The following is a 17,292-nucleotide window of genomic DNA, read 5'->3' as shown; positions in this document are numbered from 1 at the left end:
CCTCCCCTTCCTGCTTTCCGCCGCGTCACCCGCGCTGGCGGCGCGCGCCTGCGTCCTCTGCGGCTGCGCAGGCTCCTGCGGGTTTACGACTAGGCAAAACCATTGCCCGCCTTCGTTCATGAATATAAACTTTTGTTCAAGAGTAAGAACGCGGATCGGGATTACCGGTAGCGGCCGCTCGAATTCCGGGCCAATACCCCGGCGCTCTCTACATGAAGGAAAGAACATGGCTGGCCTTTATTACGAACAGTTTTCGCCCGGGCAGGCGTTCGAGCATGCCTGGACCCGCACCCTGACCGAAATGGACAACGTGCTGTTCAGTTCCCTGACGATGAACGTGCAGCCGCTGCATCTGGACGCGCATTTCGCCGCGCAGACGGAGTTCGGCAAGCCCCTGGTCAACAGCCTGTTCACGCTGGGCCTGCTGATCGGCATGACGGTCAACGACACCACCTTGGGCACCACCGTGGCCAATCTGGGCATGACCGACGTGAACTTCCCCAAGCCGGTTTTCGCTGGCGACACCTTGCATGTGCACACCCGCGTGCTGTCGGTGCGCGAGAGCAAATCGCGCCCCAACGCGGGCATCGTCGAGTTCGAGCACACCGCGCTGAATCATCGCGACGAAGTCGTGGCCACGTGCAAGCGTTCGGCCTTGATGCGCAAGCGTCCGGCCTGAGCTTGCCGCCGTCCAGGAGGACCACGATGACCCGCTCCCTGCTGTTCGTGCCCGGCGATTCCGGGCGCAAGTTCGATCACGCGGCCGCCAGCGCCGCCGATGCCCTGATCCTGGACCTGGAAGACTCCGTCGCCCCGGACCAGAAGCCTGCTGCGCGCAAGGAAGTCCGCGCCATGCTGGAACGCGGCGCGGCAGGCAAACAACTATGGGTGCGCATCAACGCGCTGGACGGCGGCGACGCCCTGGCCGATCTGGCCGCCGTGATGCCCGCCGCCCCCTACGGCATCGTGCTGCCCAAGTGCGCCGGCCGCGATGGTCTCCTGCACCTGTCGCACTATCTTGACGCCTTCGAGGCCACGGCCGGCACGGCCCCTGGCGTCACACGCATCCTCGCCATCGTCACCGAGACTGCGCAGTCCCTGTTCAGCCTGCACGACTACCGCGACGCCACGCCGCGGCTGTGGGGCCTGTCCTGGGGCGCGGAAGACCTGGCCGCCGACGTCGGCGCGCTGCGCAACCGCGAGGCGGGCCGCTACACGGAGCCCTTCCGTCTGGCGCGCTCGCTGTGCCTGATGTCGGCCGCCGCGGCCGGCGTGCGAGCCATCGACACGGTCTGCGTCGACCTGGACGCGCCCGAGGTTCTGGCAGCCGAGGCCGGCGAAGCCTTTCGCGACGGCTTCGTCGGCAAGATGGCCATCCATCCGCGCCACGTAGCCGCGGTCAACGCGGCGCTGAGCCCGGACGACGGCCAATTGCAATGGGCCCGCGCGGTCATTGCCGCCTTCGCCGCCAACCCGGGCGCGGGCACCTTGCGGCTGGACGGCAAGATGATCGACCGCCCGCACCTGCGCCTGGCTCGTCGCCTGCTGGGGGAGGACTGACCATGCCCGGACCATTGCACGGCATACGCGTCATCGACATGACCAGCGTCGGCATGGGACCCATGGCCACCCAGATGCTGGGCGACATGGGCGCCGATGTGATCAAGGTCGAATCCGCTGAGGGCGACGTGTTCCGCCACGTCACCCCCCAGCGCCATGCCGCCATGAGCCATACCCATCTGAACCTGAACCGCAATAAGCGCAGCGCGGTGATCGATGCCAAGACCCCTGAAGGCCGCGCGCAGCTGGACGCACTGATCGGCGGCGCCGACGTTTTCATCTCCAACATGCGCGCCCCGGCGATGCGCCGCCTGGGTCTGGATTACGCGACGCTGCAGCCCCGCTTTCCCGGGCTGGTCTATTGCGCCTGCTATGGCTATTCGGAGCAAGGCCCCTATGCGGGACGCGCCGCCATCGATGACACCATCCAGGCCGCGTCCGGCATGGCCTGGCTGCAAGGCGGCGCAGGCGCCGAGGCGCCGCGCTACGTCAATTCCGTGGTCGCCGACAAGGTGGTCGCGCTGTACGTGGCCAACGCCGTGACCAGCGCCCTGCTGGCGCGCGAGCGCGGCGCGGGCGGCCAGGCCGTGGAAGTGCCGATGTTCGAATGCATGGTGGCCTTCCTGGCGCCGGAACATCTGGCCGGGCTGACCTTCGTGCCGCCCGAAGGGCCGGCGGGCTACACACGCCTGCTCAATGAGTACCGCCGCCCGTTCCGCACGCAGGACGGCTACATGAGCGTGGTGCCTTACACCACGCCGCAATGGCAGCGCTTCTTTGCGCTGGCTGGCAACCCCGAGATGGCGCAGGACCCGCGCTACCTGACGCTCAACAGCCGCAGCAAGCATTTTCCCGAGCTGTACAGCTACGTCGAAGGCGTGCTGGGCAAGCGCACCACCGCGCAATGGATCGAACTGCTGGCGACCGCCGACATCCCCTATGCGCCGGTCAACGGCTTCGAGGAACTGCTGGCCGACCCGCACTTGCGGGCCACCGGCTTCTGGCATGAATCCGAGCACCCCACCGAAGGGCGCCTGATCCAGGCGGGCCTGCCCGTCCGCTTCAGCCGCACGCCGGCAGAGATCCGGCGGCATCCGCCCGGCCTGGGCGAACACACAGCCGAGATCCTGGCGGAAGCCCAGGCCGGCCGAACGTCCTAAGGTTCCAAAGCACGAGGAGACAGACATGAAAAACAACATCCGATCGGCCCTGATCGCCGCCGCGCTGTGCCTGCCGTCCCTGACAGGCGCAGCCCCCGGCTATCCGCAGGCGGACAAGCCCATCCATTTCGTGGTCGGCTTTCCCGCTGGCAGCACCATCGACAACGTCTCGCGCGTGGTGGTGGACGATATCCGCGCCCGCACCGGCGCGCAGATCATCGTCGAGAACAAGCCCGGCGCGCTGGGCGTGCTGGGCGTGGACACGGTGGCGCGGGCCGCGCCCGACGGCTACACCATGATGCCGAGTTCCAGCGCCACCAGCTCGTCCGGCCCCTACCTGTCCAAGGCCTTCCAGCGCTATGACGCCATGAAGGACTTCACCCAGGTCGGGCGTGTGGTGCGCTTCGACGTGGTCATCGTCACGCGCGCCGCCGGCCAGCATGGCGACGCGCGCCAACTGGTGGCGGCAGCCAAGGAAAAGCCGAATTCGGTGACCAGCGGCTATGGCTCGGGCACGGGCCAGGTGGTCGCGGCGGCGTTCAGCCGCGCAGCGGGCGCCGAGGTGCTGGCCGTGCCCTATAAGGGCCAACCGGCAGCCATCACCGATCTGCTGGGCGGGCGCATCGATTTCGTGGCGGCCGACCTGGGGGCCGTGCTGCCGCAGATCCGCGCCAAGAACCTGAACGCCGTGGCCCTGGTTTCCAACAAGCGCTCGACCATCCTGCCCTCCGTGCCCACCGCCCAGGAACTGGGCATGGGCAGCCTGGACCTGACCGGCTGGATCGGCGTGGCCGGCCCCGGCGGCCTGGCGCCCGAGGCCGCGAAGTGGTGGTCCGAGCAACTGACGGCCACGATGCAGCAACCCGCGATCCAGGAGAAGCTGCGCGCCATGGGCATGGAGCCCGATCTGGCTACCGGCGATCCCTTGCAGCAATTCGTGCGCGGCCAGTACGACGCCTGGGGTCAGCAGATCCGGCAGGCGGGAATCCAACCCGAGTAAGCAGCGGGCTGCCCAAAGAAAAGCCCACCCTCGCGGGTGGGCTTGGCCTTTCTGGCGGGTGCAGCCTGTTACGCCTGCACGGACAGTTCCTTCCACACCGCCAGCGGCGCTTCCGCGTGGTTCAAGGTGTAGAAATGCAGGCCCGGCGCGCCGTTGTCCAGCAACGTCTGGCACAGTTCGGTCACCACGTCCACGCCGAAGGCGCGGATGGAGGCCTTGTCGTCGCCGAACTCGGCCAGGCGCAGGCGGATCCAGCGCGGCACTTCCGCGCCGCACATTTCCGAGAAGCGCAGCAGCTGCGTGTGGTTCGTGATGGGCATGATGCCCGGCACGATGGGCACGTTCACGCCCTTGGCCTGGGCCCGGTCGACGAAGTCGAAGTAGGCGTCGGCGTTGAAGAAGTACTGCGTGATCGCGGCGTCGGCGCCGGCTTTCACCTTGTTCACGAAATGGTTCAGGTCGGCGGAGGGATTGGCCGCCTGGGGATGCATTTCGGGATAGGCCGCCACTTCGATGTGGAACCAGTCGCCCGTTTCCTCGCGGATGAACGACACCAGCTCGTTGGCGTAGCGCAGTTCGCCCGCATCGCCGCCCATGCCCGAGGGCAGGTCGCCGCGCAGGGCCACCACGCGCCGCACGCCCTCGTTCTTGTAGGCCTGGAGGATGTCCCGCAGATCCTGGCGCGTGGCGCCGACGCACGACAGGTGCGGCGCCGCCTCGCAGCCCAGGTTGCGCAGCGTGCGCACGGCGTCCGCCGTGCCGGCGCGGGTGGAGCCGCCCGCGCCGAAGGTCACGCTGACGTACTTGGGCTGGATGGCCAGCATCTGCTTGGCCGCGCGCACCAGCCGCTCCTGGCCGGCCAGATCGCGCGGAGGGAAGAATTCCAGACTGAAAGCGGGAGTAGTCGAGTCAGACATTAGGGGATCAGCTTCGTGAGCAGGCCAGAGATGATGCTGTACAGGATCGCACCGCCCACGGCCCACCAGAACCCGTTGACCTGGAAGCCCTTCAGCACGGAGCCGACGAACCAGAACAACAAGGCGTTGATGACGATGAGGAAGAGACCGAGAGTGACGATCGTGATGGGCAGTGTCAGCAGCACCAGCACCGGTTTGACCAGCATGTTCACCAGGCCCAGCACCAGCGCGGCGATGAGCGCCGATCCGAAGCTGGCCACGGTGATGCCGGGCAGCAGGTAGGCCACGGCCAGCAGGGCCACCGCGTTCAGGATCCAGACGAGTATCAATGCCATGTTCGATCTCCTGTTGTGAGCCCGCCGGCCCTGCCGCGGCGATACGTACGCGACAGGGGTCCTGCGGACCGGAAAGCCCGCGCCGGCATGGCGCGGCACTTTCCTATTTTGCTACAACCATCAATAGCGGTAGTGCTCGGGCTTGTAGGGGCCTTCGACCGGCACGTTGATGTAGTCGGCCTGATCCTGGCGCAGCGTCGTGAGCTTCACGCCCAGCTTCTTCAGGTGCAGGCGGGCGACCTTCTCGTCCAGGTGCTTGGGCAGCACGTAGACCTGACCCGACTGGTAGGCTTCGTTGCGCGTGAACAGCTCGATCTGGGCGATGGTCTGGTTGGCGAACGACGACGACATCACGAACGACGGGTGGCCGGTGGCGCAACCCAGGTTCACCAGGCGGCCCTGGGCCAGCAGGATGATGCGCTTGCCGTCCGGGAAGATGACGTGGTCGACTTGCGGCTTGATCTCTTCCCACTTGCAGTCGGCCAGGCTGGCGACGTCGATTTCGTTGTCGAAGTGGCCGATGTTGCACACGATGGCCTGGTCCTTCATGGCGTTCATGTGCTCACGCGTGATGACGTGGTAGTTGCCGGTGGCGGTGACGAAGATGTCGCCGTGCGCGGCGGCTTCTTCCATGGTCACGACCTTGAAGCCTTCCATGGCAGCCTGCAGGGCGCAGATCGGATCGACTTCGGTGACCCAGACCTGGGCGCGCAGCGCGACCAGCGCCTGGGCGCAGCCCTTGCCCACGTCGCCGTAGCCGGCCACGACGGCAACCTTGCCGGCGACCATTACGTCGGTGGCGCGCTTGATGCCGTCGACCAGCGATTCACGGCAGCCGTACAGGTTGTCGAACTTGGACTTGGTGACCGAGTCGTTGACGTTGATGGCGGCAAAGGCCAGCTCGCCCTTTTGCGACATCTGGTACAGGCGATGCACGCCGGTGGTGGTTTCTTCCGTCACGCCCTTGATCAGGGCCAGGCGGGTCGAATACCACTTGGGATCGCGCTTGAGGGTTTCCTTGATGGCGGCGAACAGGATGCGCTCTTCGTCGCTGCCCGGGTTGGCCAGCACCGAGATGTCCTTCTCGGCCTTGGTGCCCAGGTGCAGCATCAAGGTGGCGTCGCCGCCGTCGTCCAGGATCATGTTGGCGTTTTCGCCATTGGGCCATTCGAAGATCTTGTGGGTGTACTGCCAGTACTCTTCCAGCGTTTCGCCCTTGACGGCGAAGACCGGGGTGCCCGACGCGGCGATGGCGGCGGCGGCGTGGTCCTGCGTGGAGAAGATGTTGCACGAGGCCCAGCGCACTTCGGCGCCCAGGGCCACCAGCGTTTCGATCAGCACGCCGGTCTGGATGGTCATGTGCAGGCTGCCGGCGATGCGCGCGCCCTTGAGCGGCTGCTTGGCGGCGAATTCCTCGCGGATGGCCATCAGGCCGGGCATTTCGGTTTCGGCGATGGCGAGTTCGCGGCGGCCCCAGCCGGCCAGCGACATGTCGGCGACGAGGTAGTCGGAGAAGGATTTATCGGTCACAGCGTTCATGGTGTGTAGGCTCCACGTGAAATACGAACGGCGCAGGATATGGCCGGACAACGCGAAGGCACCACGAAGGTCGAGTGCTCGCCTTTCCCGCCATATGCGACAAAGGTGAGCGCCGTTGCTGTAGCGCCGCGCAAGGCGCGCCGCTTGAACAAGGATTCCTGAGCCTGGCGAGCCTGGCTCCGCTTGCCGTGCCGGCTGGCGGGAACCGCAGGGTCGTCGCAACGCTCCTCAGGATTGCCGGGCATTGTACCCGGGAACCGTGCGCCAGGGATCAAACCCCTGGCTCCCTGGCGGGCATTTCGCCACCCGGCCGCCGCGCAAGCATGGCCCCTTCAAGGACGCACGACGCCTCGGCATGTTCCGCGCCGCGGGCGCTCCCATCCAGCGGCACCAGTGCAGCCAGCAGGGTCGCGGCCACCGAGTCCCAGCTGCGCGTCAGGGCATGTTCGCGCACCGCATGGCGGTCCAGCGACAGGGCCGAGCGGCAGGCATGGGCCAGGTCTTCGTCCAGGAAACCGGTGACGCCCTGGGTCACCACCGCCAGCGGCGCTTCGCTGCGGAAAGCGGCCACCGGCGTGCCGCAGGCCATGGCCTCCAGCATGACCAGACCGAAGGTGTCCGTCAGGCTGGGGAAGACAAAGGCGTCGGCCGACCCGTAGAGCGCCGGCAGCGCTTCGTCTTGCCGCATGCCCAGGAAAATCGCGTCGGGAAAGCGCTTCTTCAGCCGCGCCTCATCCGGCCCCGCCCCCACTACTACCTTGCTGCCCGGCAGGTCCAGCGACAGGAAGGCGTCCAGATTCTTCTCGCGCGCCACGCGGCCCACGCTCAGGAATACGGGACGGGGCAGGTCCGGGAAGGCCTCGCCCGCCCCCGGCAGGAACTTGCGCGGGTCCACCCCGCGCGACCAGATCTGCAGGTTGGCGAGGCCGCGCCGCGCCAGCACGTCGCGCACCGTGGGCGTCGGCACCAGCACCCGCTGCGAGGGCCGGTGAAACCAGCGCAGATAGCGCCAGGGCAAGGCCGCCGGGATGCCCATGCGCGCCTGCAGGTAGTCCGGGAACATGGTGTGGAACGAAGTCGTGAAGCGCCAGCCCCGCGCCAGCGCCATGCGGCGGGCGGCCAGTCCCAGCGGACCTTCGGTGGCGATATGCAGGGCGTCGGGCACGAGGTCGCCCAGGATGCGGCGCAATTGCCGGCCGGGCTGCAGACACAGCCGCAGGTCGGGCTCCGAAGGCGCCGGCACGGTACGGCTGCCCTGCGGGTTCACCACGATCAGCTCGTGGCCCCATTCTCCGAGGATCTGCTGCATGGTCGTCCAGGTGCGGACGACGCCATTGACTTGCGGATGCCAGGCATCCGTGACCAGGACGATGCGCATGATGGAGCCGGAAGTGGGCAATAGCGCGATTTAGCCCGCGCCATGTGACATGCCCAAGACGGCCTGCGCGGCCGCCGGCTAGTTGTTGCGGCGGGGATACCCTTGCGCCGTGATGCGCACCCAGACTTCGCGCTTTTCCTCTTCCGTCATGAACACCCAGTTGGCGACTTCCATGGCGGTGCGGCCGCAGCCGCGGCAGATGTCGTCAAACAGCGTGGAGCAGACGGCCACGCAGGGCGAATCCGAAGCCTTGAAGGCGCGTTGCGCGTCTTCGGCGTCGGGGAGTTTGGAGAGGTCGACGTGGTGCTGATTCATCGGGCGTAGGTTAACACCGGCAGTGCGTCCCCTTTTAGAAGGCCCTATGCCCCGCCCGGACTTGAATGCCTGTCCGCGCGCGGGGTGCTACATGCGGGCCGAGCCCTGCCGCTAGCGCCAGCCGAAGAACTCTCCGGCCTGCGCCAGCAGCGCGTCCGGGCACTCTTCCGCAAGATAGTGCGCGCCCGGCAACGGGCCTCCGGACACCTCGTCGGCGATCGCGCGCCACAGCGCCAGCACGTCGAAGTTCCGGCCGACCGCGCCGCGCTCGCCCCACAGCGCACGCAGTGGCATGCGCAGGCGTTCGCCGGCCTCCCGGCCGGCGCGGTCGTGCTCCAGGTCCAGCGTGGCGGAAGCGCGGTAGTCCTCGCAGATGCCCGTGGCCCAGCCGGGCAATTGCGCCGCGCGTTCGTACTCGGCCATGGCCTCGGCGGAAAAGTGCGCCAGCCCGCCAGGCCGTCCGCCCATCACGGAACGCAGGTAGAACACCGGGTCGCGCTGGATCATGGTTTCGGGCAGCGGCGCCGGCTGGATCAGCCAGAACCAGTGGAAATAGGCCTGGGCGAAGGCGCGCGTGGTGCCTTCGTACATGTCCAGCGTGGGCGCGATGTCCAGCAGCATCATGCGGCTGACGGCGGCAGGATGGTCCAGCGCCAGCCGGTGCGCCACGCGCGCGCCGCGGTCGTGCGCCAGCACCTCGAAGCGCTCGTGGCCCAGGGCGCGCATCAGCTCGATCATGTCGGCCGCCATCTCGCGCTTGGAATGGGCAGAATGGCCCGGCGCTGCGGCAGGCTTGTCGCTATCGCCGTAGCCGCGCAGGTCCGCCGCCACGCAAGTGCGGTGGCGCGTCAGTTCCGGCCAGACGCGATGCCAGATGGCGTGGGTCTGGGGATGGCCGTGCAGCAACAGCAACGGCGGGCCAGCGCCGTCGACGCGGGCTGCGATCTCGATGCCGTTGGCCGCGATGCGGCGCACGGGCAGGTCGAAGAATGCGGTCATATGGCCTCTCGGTCCAGGCGGTCGCGCACGCGGCGCGCCAGGTCTTTCATCCAGGGGTGCCGCGCCCAATGCCCGGCCTCGAAACGTTCCACCTCGTCCAGCTGCTGCAATGAGGCGCCCACCATGTCCTGCCCCTGCACGTACATGCGGCGGTGACGTTCTGGCAGCGTGAACGCCGCTGTCCAGCCGTCCATGGCGGTGACGCTCCCTGCCGCCACATCGATGCTGACGCGGTTGGTGGCCGTATTGGACACCCTGGCGAGCAAGGCGTCGATCTCGGCCGGCGCCAGGCTGATCAGCAGCAGGCCGTTGTTTACAGCATTGAAGTAGAAGATCTCGCCGAAGCTGGGTGCGATCACCGCGCGGATGCCGAACTGCTGCAAGCCCCACACCGCATGCTCGCGGCTGGAGCCGCAGCCGAAATTCGGCCCCGCCACCACAATGGACGCGCCGGCATAGGCGGGCTGGTTCAGCACGAAATCGGGCCTGAGCGCGCCGCCCGCATCAAAGCGCAGGTCATGCAGCAGGCCGCGGTCCAGCCCTGCCTTGTCGATGATGCGCAGAAACTGCTTGGGCATGATCTGGTCGGTGTCCAGATTGGAAAAAGGCAGCGGCGCGGCAACGCCCTCGATGGTTGCGGTCATGCGTGTTGCTCCCAGACGCGGACGTCGACAATGCGGCCAGCCAGCGCGGCGGCGGCGGCCATCGCCGGAGACATCAGGTGCGTGCGGCCCGCGCGCCCCTGCCGGCCTTCGAAATTGCGGTTGGTGGTGGAGGCGCAGCGCTCGCCCGGGCTGAGCACGTCGTCGTTCATGGCCAGGCACATGGAACAGCCAGGCTGGCGCCATTCGAAGCCGGCCTCGATCAATTGCGCCGCAATGCCTTCGGCCTCGGCCTGTGCGCGCACCGCACCCGATCCGGGCACCACCATGGCCCGCACGCCGGCGGCCACCTTGCGGCCGCGCACCACGGCTGCCGCCGCGCGCAGATCCTCGATGCGTCCGTTGGTGCAGGAGCCGATGAACACGCGGTCTATCGGCACGCCGGCTATCGGCGTACCCGGCGTCAGGCCGATGTAGTCCATGGCCTTCTCCAGCGCCAGGCGGGCCAGCGCGTCGGGCTCGGCCTGCGGGTCCGGCACCACGCCATCCACCGGCATGGCCTGGTCCGGGCTGGTGCCCCAGGTGACGAAGGGCGCGATCGCGGCGGCATCCAGCACGTGCTCGGTATCGAACACGGCGTCCCCGTCCGAGCGCAGCGTGGCCCAATAGGCGCGGGCCTGGGCCAGCGTCTCGCCTTGAAGTTCGGGCGCATGCGCGGCGACGTAGGCCTCGGTGGTGGCGTCCGGCGCGATCAGCGCGGCACGGGCGCCGGCTTCCACCGTCATGTTGCACAAGGTCATGCGGGCCTCGGCGGACAGCGCGGCGATGGCCTCGCCGCAGAACTCCACCGCATGGCCGCGCGCGCCTTGCGCGCCGATGCGGTGCACGACGCAGATCACCAGGTCCTTGGCGGTGACGCCGGCCGGCAGCGCGCCATCGACGCGGATGCGCATGTTGCGCGCCACGCGGTACGCCAACGTCTGCGTGGCCAATATGTGTTCGACCTCGGACGTGCCGATGCCGAAGCCCAGCGCGCCCAGCGCGCCATAGGTGGTGGTGTGGCTGTCACCGCACAGCACCACCATGCCCGGCAGCACCATGCCATGTTCGGGCGCGATCACGTGTTCGATGCCTTGCAGCGGATCGGTGGTGTCGAACAGCGCGATGCCCTGCTCGTCGCAATTGCGCTTGAGGTTCAGCGCCTGGCGCGACGAAGCGTCGTCGGCGATCACGCGCAGTGCCGCCGGCACCGGATGCGTGGGGATGATGTGGTCCACCACCGCCATCTGCTGTCCGGGGCGCAGTACGCCGCGCCCGCGCGCGGCCAGGCCGCTGAAGGCCTGCGGGCTGGTGTATTCGTTCATGATGTGCAGGTCGACGTAGAGCAGGATGTGCTCGTCGTCGATCCGGGCCACCTCATGGCTGGCCACCAGTTTGTCGTACAGCGTCTTGCCGGGCATGTCTTGCGTCCTTCGTAGTTGGGTCTTGCGGCCCGGTCAGTTGGCCTGGATGCCGGCGTCCTTGACGATGCCGGCCCAGCGCGTCATCTCGGCGGCTACCATGGCGTCCGTCTTGGCGGGCGAGGAAATCAGCGGATCGAAGCCCTCGCGGCCCATGCGCTGCGCAAGCTCCGGCGAACGCAGGGCTTGTTCGAGCTTGGCGTTCAGCGTGTCGATCACGGCTTGCGGCGTGCCCGCGGGCGCGCTGATCACGAACCAGGTGTTGAACTCGTAGCCGGGCAGCCCGGACTCGGCGATGGTGGGCACGTCGGGCAAGAGCGGCGAACGCGTGGTGCCGGTCACGCCCAACGCCTTGAGCTTCTTGCCGTCGACCTGTGGCTTGGCTGCGGACAGCACCGGAAAGCTCATCTGCACCTGGCCGCTGATGGTGTCCACCATGGCCGGGCCGCCGCCCTTGTAGGGCACGTGCAGGATCTGGGTCTTGGACACCGACTTGAACAGTTCCGCGGCCATGTGGAAGGTGCTGCCCGTGCCTGCCGAACCGAAGCTCAGGTCGTTGGCGGGCCGCGCGCGCACATAGGCCAGCAGCTCGCTCACATTGGCCACGGGCAACTGGTTGGTCACCGTCAGCACGTGCTGCGACGTTCCTATCGTGCCGACCGAACGCAGGTCCTTGGCCGTGTCGAACGGCATGTTCTGGAACAGCGCCGGGTTGATCGCCAGCGACATGGTGTTGACGGCCAGCGTGTAGCCGTTGGGCTCCGCGCGCGCCACTGCGGCCATGCCGATGTTGCCGGAAGCGCCAGCGCGATTCTCCACCACGACACTCTGCCCCAGGGCGCGGCCCCAGGCGTCCGAAATCAGTCGCGCGGCGATATCCACGCTGCCGCCGGGCGCGAACGGCACGATGAGCGTCACGGCGCGCTGGGGAAAGGCGTCGGCGGCGGCGGCCGGTTGGGTCCAACAGGATGCGGCAATGGCCGCGCATAGAACGCCGGCCGCTTTGTTGATCTTCATTCCTGGTCTCCTCGGTTGGCCGCGCAGGCGGCTCTTTAGTGGTGAGGCCAGTGTATAAGCGGGTCTTCTTCTTATAATTGCTTATCCAGATAAAGCTTTATTAAATTCAGTTTATAAATAAGCGCATGGACGCCCTCTCCGATCTCGCCTTCTTCTCACTGGTAGTGAAGCACGGCAATCTGTCCGCCACCGCCCGCGAACTGGGCCTGACGCCGCCCGCGGTCAGCACGCGCCTGGCCAAGCTGGAGCAGCGCCTGGGCGTGCGGTTGCTGAACCGCACCACCCGCCGGGTCAGCGTCACGCAGGAAGGTGAGCTTTATCTGGCCGAGGGCGCACGCATCCTGACGGACCTGGAGGCGCTGGAACGTTCCGTATCGAGCGCCCGCGCCCGTCCCCAAGGGCTGCTGCGGCTGAACGCCACGTTCGGCTTCGGCCGCGCCCACATCGTGCCCGCCGTGTCGGACTTCGCCCGCCAGTACCCGGAAGTGGAAGTGCAGATGCGGCTGACCGACAGGCCGCTGAACCTGATCGAGGAAGGCTTCGACGTGGCGGTGCGCTTTGGCGACCTGCCCGATGCGCGCCTGACCGCGCGCAAGATCGCCTCCAATCGGCGGCTGCTGTGCGCGTCGCCGCGCTACCTCGAAATCCATGGCGAGCCGCGCGCGCCGGGCGACCTGCAACGCCACCGCTGCATCGTGGTGCGCGAGAACGACGTGGCCTACGGCACCTGGCGGCTGGAATCGGGCCAGCGCGCGGAGACCGTGAAAGTGCGCGGTCCGCTCAGTTCCAACGACGGGCAAAGCGCCCTGGAATGGGCGCTGGACGGTCACGGCATCGTCATGCGTTCGGAATGGGAAACGGCCGAGCACCTGCGCGCCGGCCGCCTGCGCGCGGTGCTGGCCGACTGGCGCACGCCGCCCGCGGACATCCACGCGCTGTATCCCGAACGCCTGAACCTGCCGGCCAAGACGATCGCTTTCGTGGAGTTCCTGTCGCAGCGCTTCGCCCGGCATCTGCGCGCGCCGGGTTCGGACGACGCGGTCTGGTGAACACGCCGCGTCATATTCCGCACTGACGGGGACGCAACGCTACGCGTCCACCCCCAGCCGCGCGCCGGCGCGCACGATGCCGCAGCGCTTGTGCGCCCGCATCACCACGCCGACTTCGCTGTTCAACACGCCATCCAGCTCGCCCAGGCGGCGCGTCACCACGTCCCACAAGTGCAGGCTGTCGCGGCACAGCACGTGCCAGAACAGCTGCGACGCGCCGCTGGTGCCGAACAGGCAGCGGGTGTTGGGATCCAGCGCCAGATGCGCGGCCAGCGCGTCCACGGCTTGAGGGCGCACTTGCACGGAGATAACCGCCTCCACCGGAAAGCCGACCAGCGCCGGCTCCACTTCCACACGGAAACTCAGCGCGCGGCGCTCCACCATGTTGTGCAAGAGACGCTGCGCGGTGGGTTCACTGACGCCAGCCTGCTCGGCCAGTTCGGCCAGGCTGGCGCGGCCATCACGCATCAGCCAGGCCACCATGCGCTGCTCGGCGTCCGTCAACGCCGCGGGCGGCTGCGCCATGGCGGACTCGGCCGCCGCCGCATCGGGCAGGGCCTGGATGCGCCACTGGCCGGCGCGCCGGAACGGCCGCAACACCAGCCGCGCCTCCACGTGCTCCACCCCGTCGATGGACGGCAGCACACGCGTGACCACGTCCGGCATGTCGGCCGCGTCCGCCAGCGTCAGCTCGGCCATCAGGTCGGCCGAACCGGCCAGCGTGACCACCAGCTGGCTCAGGTCCAGCCGCGCCAGCTGATCGGCCACCTCGGGCACACGGCCCGACCGGCAGCGCACCCAGGCGTGCAGCACCACGCCGCGGCCGGTGGCCAGGGGATCGGGTTCCGCGATGACACGCAGGGCATCGGCATCCATCAGGCGCTTGATGCGGCGCGCGACAGTGCGCTCGGGAATGCCGGTGGCGGCTCCCAGCTCGCGCCAGGACGCGCGCGGGTCCGCCTGCAGCGCGATGAGACAGGCGAGATCGGTGTCGTCCAGCCCCGGAGCTAGGGGCTTACCCTTACTTGACGTGTCCATATTCATTAAATTAACGTTCGCGCATTGATAAAAACATAAAATTAAACGGTCTTTTTGACCAAAAATAAATTCTTATTTGAGGTTTTCATGAGCAGCACTTCAGCGCCCCTGCGCAAGCCGCAGGGGGCAGCCGCCTCGGCCGGCACCGCGCCCGTTTCCCGCTCGCGCACCATTCTGGCCGGTAGTGTAGGCAATGCCGTCGAATGGTTCGACTGGACCATCTACGCGTCCTTCGCCATCTTCTTCTCCAGCCAGTTCTTCCCCGAAGGCAATGAAACCACGGCCCTGCTGGCGACCTTCGGCATTTTCGCCGTGGGCTTCTTCATGCGCCCGGTGGGCGGCTGGCTGCTGGGCATCTTCTCCGACCGCTACGGCCGCAAGGCCGCGCTGGGCCTGACCATCCTGATGATGGCCGGCGGCTCGCTGATCATCGCCGTCACCCCCACCTACGCCTCCATCGGCCTGGCCGCTCCGTTGCTGCTGACCGCTGCGCGCCTCTTGCAAGGCCTGTCGCTGGGCGGAGAGTATGCCTCGGCCACGACCTTCCTGGCGGAAATGGCGCCGCCCAACAAGCGCGGCTTCTATTCCAGCTTCGTGTTCTTCAGCGCCGCCGTGGGCATCCTGGCCGCCTCGGCCATCGGCTGGGTGCTGACCTCGACCTTGACCAAGGTCGAGATGGCCGCCTGGGGCTGGCGCATTCCGTTCTTCCTGGGCGCGCTGGGCGGCCTGGCCGGCATGTGGATCCGCCGCTCGATCCCGGAGACCGAAGCGTTCTCGCACGCCAAGAAGGCTGGCGTCGAAAAGCAGCCGCTGCGCACGCTGCTGCGCGACCATCCGCGTGAAGTGCTGCGCATCGTGGGCTTCTCCATCCTGACCACGTTCGCGTTCTACATCTTCGTGGCCTACGTGCCCACCTACGCCATCCGCCAGGTGCATGCCGACCCAAAGACCGCGTTCGCCGCCAACACCGTCGCGCTGATCGTGTTCATGCTGGTGCAGCCGCTGTTCGGCATCCTGTCCGACCGCATCGGCCGCAAGCCGCAGCTGATCTTCTTCGCCGCCGGCTACCTGGTGTTCTTCTATCCGCTGATGACCACGCTGGGCCCGTCGTTCGGTTCGATCCTGGCGGTGGAGCTGTTCGGCCTGGTGCTGTACGCCATGTACACCTCGATCGCGCCGGCCATCATGTCGGAACAGTTCCCCACCAGCGTGCGCGCCGTCGGCATCGGCACGCCGTACAACCTGGTCGTGGCCCTGCTAGGCGGCACCACGCCCTACCTGCTGACCTGGCTGCAAAGCAAGGGCATGGAGCGCTGGTTCTTCTACTACGTGCTGGCGGGCGCCGTGATCACCCTGATCACCTTCATCCGCATGCCGGAAACCAAGGGCCAGAGCCTGAAGTAAGCAGAGAGAACGAACGTCACGCAATAGCGCTTTCCGGTTCCCGCGGGACCGGAAAGCTTTTTCTTTTCCGATGAGACCCATGCCAGCACTAGACACCGCCCTGCACTTCCAAGACGCCCAGGCCCTGGCCGGCGCCATCCGCCGGCGCGAACTGAGTTCGCGCCAGGTCACCACCCACTTCCTGGACCGCATCGAGCGCGCCCCCGCGCTGGCTGCCTACAGTGAAGTCACGGCCGAGCGCGCGCTGGCCCAGGCCGACGCCGCCGACCGCCTGCTGGCCGCGGGCATTGTGCTGGGTCCCCTGCACGGCGTGCCCGTGGCGGTGAAGGACAGCGTGCAATGGGACGGCGTCAGCGCCAGCCTGGGTTCGCTTGCCTTGCAAGGCCGGATCAGCGGTGAAACGGCGGTGCCGCTGCACAAGCTGGCCGCCCAAGGCATGGTGGTGCTGGGCAAGACCCGCATGACCGAGTTCGCCTTTGGCCTGTCGGGCCAGAACCCCACCCAAGGCACGGCGCGCAACCCTTGGGACGCGCAGACGGCGCGCGCGCCGGGCGGCTCGTCCAGCGGCGCCGGCGTGGCCGTGGCCGCGGGCCTGGCGCCGCTGGCGCTGGGTGGCGACACCGGCGGCTCGGTGCGCGCGCCGGCGGCTCTGAATGGCCTGGTGGGCTACAAGCCGTCCACCGGCGTGATCAGCCGCGCCGGCTGTCTGCCCTTGTCGGACACGCTGGACGTGCTGGGTCCGATCACACGCACGGTGGCGGATGCCCGGCTGCTCACCCGACTGCTGGCCGGCCCCGACATCGGCGACGCGGCCACGCTGGAATTTCCCGCAAGCGCCATCGCCGCCTTGCGCCAGCCCGCCGCGCGCGCCCCCGGTCCGGTGGCGGTACTGGCGCCCGACGCCTGGCCCGCTTCCTTGGCCGACGCCGGCCTGCGGGCCTGGCGCGAAGCCGAGGAAAACCTGGCGCGGGCCGGCTACACGCCCACGCCCTGGCATCCGCCCGCGGCCCTGTCCTTTGCCCGCATGGCCGACGACAACTCGCTGGTGCTGGCCTATGAGGCCTACCGCTATTACGGCGCGCTGGCCGAAGACCCGGCCACGCCGCTGTGGGAAGTGGTGCGCAAGCGCATCGCGGCCGGCGGCCGCATCGCGCAGGCCGACTACGAAGCCGCGCTGCAACGCCGCGCCGCCGACATGGCCGCGTTCGCGCAAGCGATGCAAGGCCTGGACGCCCTGCTGATGCCCGCCTGCGACCAGGCCGCGCAAGCGCTGGACGCCGACGATACGCGCCACGCCGGACTGGGCAAGCTGCTGCGTCCCGCCAACTTCCTGGGCGCGGCCGCCATCTCGCTGCCCGTGGGCTTCGATGCCGAAGGCATGCCCATGGCGGTGCAGTTGCTGGCGCCGGCAGGCGGCGACGCGGCAATGCTGGATTGCGCCGCGGCGCTGGAGCCGGTGCTGGCGCCTAAGCTGCGCCGGCCCGACCTGTCGGCCTGGGGACTGTAAGGTCCCTGCCGC

At 68.0% G+C, this 17,292-nt stretch carries 17 protein-coding genes and 1 riboswitch; of the genes, 7 read left to right on the top strand and 10 right to left on the bottom strand.

Features of this window, described 5'->3' with window-relative positions:
* Nucleotides 1–226: 226 nt before the first annotated feature.
* Genes HV793_RS08820 through HV793_RS08805 form a run of 4 tightly spaced genes read left to right on the top strand, consistent with a single transcriptional unit; the run spans nucleotide 227 to nucleotide 3,720 of the window.
* Nucleotides 227–679 carry a MaoC family dehydratase gene (locus tag HV793_RS08820; protein WP_054456992.1) on the top strand — a complete coding sequence of 151 codons (453 nt, stop codon included), beginning with the start codon at nucleotides 227–229 and terminating at the stop codon, nucleotides 677–679.
* Between the two features lie 26 nt (nucleotides 680–705).
* The gene (locus HV793_RS08815; protein ID WP_175213003.1) at nucleotides 706–1,560 is read left to right on the top strand and encodes an HpcH/HpaI aldolase/citrate lyase family protein; all 855 of its coding nucleotides are present in this window, start codon (nucleotides 706–708) and stop codon (nucleotides 1,558–1,560) included.
* A 2-nt stretch (nucleotides 1,561–1,562) separates the two neighbouring features.
* On the top strand, nucleotides 1,563–2,720 hold the full coding sequence (locus tag HV793_RS08810; RefSeq protein WP_175213002.1) for a CaiB/BaiF CoA transferase family protein: 1,158 nt from the start codon (nucleotides 1,563–1,565) through the stop codon (nucleotides 2,718–2,720).
* A gap of 25 nt (nucleotides 2,721–2,745) precedes the next feature.
* Nucleotides 2,746–3,720: a Bug family tripartite tricarboxylate transporter substrate binding protein gene (locus HV793_RS08805; protein WP_175213001.1), complete on the top strand. Its 975-nt coding sequence runs from the start codon at nucleotides 2,746–2,748 to the stop codon at nucleotides 3,718–3,720.
* Between the two features lie 68 nt (nucleotides 3,721–3,788).
* On the opposite strand, the gene metF is transcribed toward HV793_RS08805, so the two are convergent.
* The 9 genes from metF to HV793_RS08760 form a co-directional block, all read right to left on the bottom strand.
* Nucleotides 3,789–4,637: a methylenetetrahydrofolate reductase [NAD(P)H] gene (gene metF / locus HV793_RS08800; protein ID WP_054456999.1), complete on the bottom strand. Its 849-nt coding sequence runs from the start codon at nucleotides 4,635–4,637 to the stop codon at nucleotides 3,789–3,791.
* A complete protein-coding gene (locus HV793_RS08795; protein ID WP_006389784.1) occupies nucleotides 4,637–4,972 on the bottom strand; it encodes a phage holin family protein in 336 nt (111 codons plus the stop codon). The genes metF and HV793_RS08795 overlap by 1 nt, the downstream gene beginning before the upstream one ends.
* 120 nt (nucleotides 4,973–5,092) lie before the next feature.
* Nucleotides 5,093–6,511 carry an adenosylhomocysteinase gene (gene ahcY / locus HV793_RS08790; RefSeq protein WP_054457001.1) on the bottom strand — a complete coding sequence of 473 codons (1,419 nt, stop codon included), beginning with the start codon at nucleotides 6,509–6,511 and terminating at the stop codon, nucleotides 5,093–5,095.
* Nucleotides 6,512–6,611: 100 nt separating this feature from the next.
* Nucleotides 6,612–6,747, bottom strand: a riboswitch (S-adenosyl-L-homocysteine riboswitch).
* A 35-nt stretch (nucleotides 6,748–6,782) separates the two neighbouring features.
* On the bottom strand, nucleotides 6,783–7,889 hold the full coding sequence (locus HV793_RS08785) for a glycosyltransferase family 4 protein (protein WP_175213000.1): 1,107 nt from the start codon (nucleotides 7,887–7,889) through the stop codon (nucleotides 6,783–6,785).
* Nucleotides 7,890–7,967: 78 nt separating this feature from the next.
* Nucleotides 7,968–8,204: a DUF1289 domain-containing protein gene (locus tag HV793_RS08780; RefSeq protein WP_054457003.1), complete on the bottom strand. Its 237-nt coding sequence runs from the start codon at nucleotides 8,202–8,204 to the stop codon at nucleotides 7,968–7,970.
* A 111-nt stretch (nucleotides 8,205–8,315) separates the two neighbouring features.
* Entirely contained in the window at nucleotides 8,316–9,203 is an 888-nt protein-coding gene (locus HV793_RS08775; RefSeq protein WP_175212999.1) for an alpha/beta fold hydrolase, read from the bottom strand.
* Nucleotides 9,200–9,847 carry a 3-isopropylmalate dehydratase small subunit gene (gene leuD / locus HV793_RS08770; RefSeq protein WP_175212998.1) on the bottom strand — a complete coding sequence of 216 codons (648 nt, stop codon included), beginning with the start codon at nucleotides 9,845–9,847 and terminating at the stop codon, nucleotides 9,200–9,202. Before leuD ends, HV793_RS08775 begins: the two co-directional genes overlap by 4 nt.
* The gene (gene leuC, locus HV793_RS08765; RefSeq protein ID WP_175212997.1) at nucleotides 9,844–11,265 is read right to left on the bottom strand and encodes a 3-isopropylmalate dehydratase large subunit; all 1,422 of its coding nucleotides are present in this window, start codon (nucleotides 11,263–11,265) and stop codon (nucleotides 9,844–9,846) included. The genes leuD and leuC overlap by 4 nt, the downstream gene beginning before the upstream one ends.
* 36 nt (nucleotides 11,266–11,301) lie before the next feature.
* A complete protein-coding gene (locus HV793_RS08760) occupies nucleotides 11,302–12,282 on the bottom strand; it encodes a Bug family tripartite tricarboxylate transporter substrate binding protein (RefSeq protein WP_054457011.1) in 981 nt (326 codons plus the stop codon).
* 125 nt (nucleotides 12,283–12,407) lie between these two features.
* Here HV793_RS08760 and HV793_RS08755 point away from each other — a divergent pair, with 125 nt between their 5' ends.
* A complete protein-coding gene (locus HV793_RS08755; RefSeq protein WP_054457013.1) occupies nucleotides 12,408–13,331 on the top strand; it encodes a LysR family transcriptional regulator in 924 nt (307 codons plus the stop codon).
* 39 nt (nucleotides 13,332–13,370) lie between these two features.
* Here the strand turns inward: HV793_RS08755 and HV793_RS08750 are convergent, their stop codons facing one another.
* Nucleotides 13,371–14,375, bottom strand: a complete 1,005-nt coding sequence (locus HV793_RS08750) for an Lrp/AsnC family transcriptional regulator (protein WP_175162358.1) — start codon at nucleotides 14,373–14,375, stop codon at nucleotides 13,371–13,373.
* An 81-nt stretch (nucleotides 14,376–14,456) separates the two neighbouring features.
* Between HV793_RS08750 and HV793_RS08745 the strand changes: the two genes are divergently transcribed.
* Together HV793_RS08745 and HV793_RS08740 are read left to right on the top strand one after the other, a co-directional pair.
* Entirely contained in the window at nucleotides 14,457–15,773 is a 1,317-nt protein-coding gene (locus HV793_RS08745; RefSeq protein WP_054457017.1) for an MFS transporter, read from the top strand.
* Nucleotides 15,774–15,852: 79 nt separating this feature from the next.
* Nucleotides 15,853–17,280, top strand: coding sequence for an amidase (locus HV793_RS08740; protein WP_054457019.1), 1,428 nt, complete (start codon nucleotides 15,853–15,855; stop codon nucleotides 17,278–17,280).
* Nucleotides 17,281–17,292: the final 12 nt, after the last annotated feature.

It is taken from the genome of Achromobacter aegrifaciens (genome assembly GCF_902859965.1).
In the GTDB taxonomy this organism is placed as follows: Bacteria; Pseudomonadota; Gammaproteobacteria; order Burkholderiales; family Burkholderiaceae_B; genus Achromobacter; species Achromobacter aegrifaciens.
The sequence above is the reverse complement of the archived record's forward strand: the minus strand, read 5'-3'. Positions and strand labels throughout refer to the sequence as shown.

What these genes read in the sequence shown, in the direction of transcription:
- leuC (WP_175212997.1), bottom strand. Translation starts at nt 11,265, where the DNA reads ATGCCCGGCAAGACGCTGTACGACAAACTGGTGGCCAGCCATGAGGTG.
- HV793_RS08805 (WP_175213001.1), top strand. Translation starts at nt 2,746, where the DNA reads ATGAAAAACAACATCCGATCGGCCCTGATCGCCGCCGCGCTGTGCCTG.
- ahcY (WP_054457001.1), bottom strand. Translation starts at nt 6,511, where the DNA reads ATGAACGCTGTGACCGATAAATCCTTCTCCGACTACCTCGTCGCCGAC.
- HV793_RS08820 (WP_054456992.1), top strand. Translation starts at nt 227, where the DNA reads ATGGCTGGCCTTTATTACGAACAGTTTTCGCCCGGGCAGGCGTTCGAG.
- metF (WP_054456999.1), bottom strand. Translation starts at nt 4,637, where the DNA reads ATGTCTGACTCGACTACTCCCGCTTTCAGTCTGGAATTCTTCCCTCCG.
- HV793_RS08810 (WP_175213002.1), top strand. Translation starts at nt 1,563, where the DNA reads ATGCCCGGACCATTGCACGGCATACGCGTCATCGACATGACCAGCGTC.
- HV793_RS08740 (WP_054457019.1), top strand. Translation starts at nt 15,853, where the DNA reads ATGCCAGCACTAGACACCGCCCTGCACTTCCAAGACGCCCAGGCCCTG.
- HV793_RS08795 (WP_006389784.1), bottom strand. Translation starts at nt 4,972, where the DNA reads ATGGCATTGATACTCGTCTGGATCCTGAACGCGGTGGCCCTGCTGGCC.
- HV793_RS08785 (WP_175213000.1), bottom strand. Translation starts at nt 7,889, where the DNA reads ATGCGCATCGTCCTGGTCACGGATGCCTGGCATCCGCAAGTCAATGGC.
- HV793_RS08780 (WP_054457003.1), bottom strand. Translation starts at nt 8,204, where the DNA reads ATGAATCAGCACCACGTCGACCTCTCCAAACTCCCCGACGCCGAAGAC.
- HV793_RS08745 (WP_054457017.1), top strand. Translation starts at nt 14,457, where the DNA reads ATGAGCAGCACTTCAGCGCCCCTGCGCAAGCCGCAGGGGGCAGCCGCC.
- HV793_RS08815 (WP_175213003.1), top strand. Translation starts at nt 706, where the DNA reads ATGACCCGCTCCCTGCTGTTCGTGCCCGGCGATTCCGGGCGCAAGTTC.
- HV793_RS08775 (WP_175212999.1), bottom strand. Translation starts at nt 9,203, where the DNA reads ATGACCGCATTCTTCGACCTGCCCGTGCGCCGCATCGCGGCCAACGGC.
- leuD (WP_175212998.1), bottom strand. Translation starts at nt 9,847, where the DNA reads ATGACCGCAACCATCGAGGGCGTTGCCGCGCCGCTGCCTTTTTCCAAT.
- HV793_RS08750 (WP_175162358.1), bottom strand. Translation starts at nt 14,375, where the DNA reads ATGAATATGGACACGTCAAGTAAGGGTAAGCCCCTAGCTCCGGGGCTG.
- HV793_RS08760 (WP_054457011.1), bottom strand. Translation starts at nt 12,282, where the DNA reads ATGAAGATCAACAAAGCGGCCGGCGTTCTATGCGCGGCCATTGCCGCA.
- HV793_RS08755 (WP_054457013.1), top strand. Translation starts at nt 12,408, where the DNA reads ATGGACGCCCTCTCCGATCTCGCCTTCTTCTCACTGGTAGTGAAGCAC.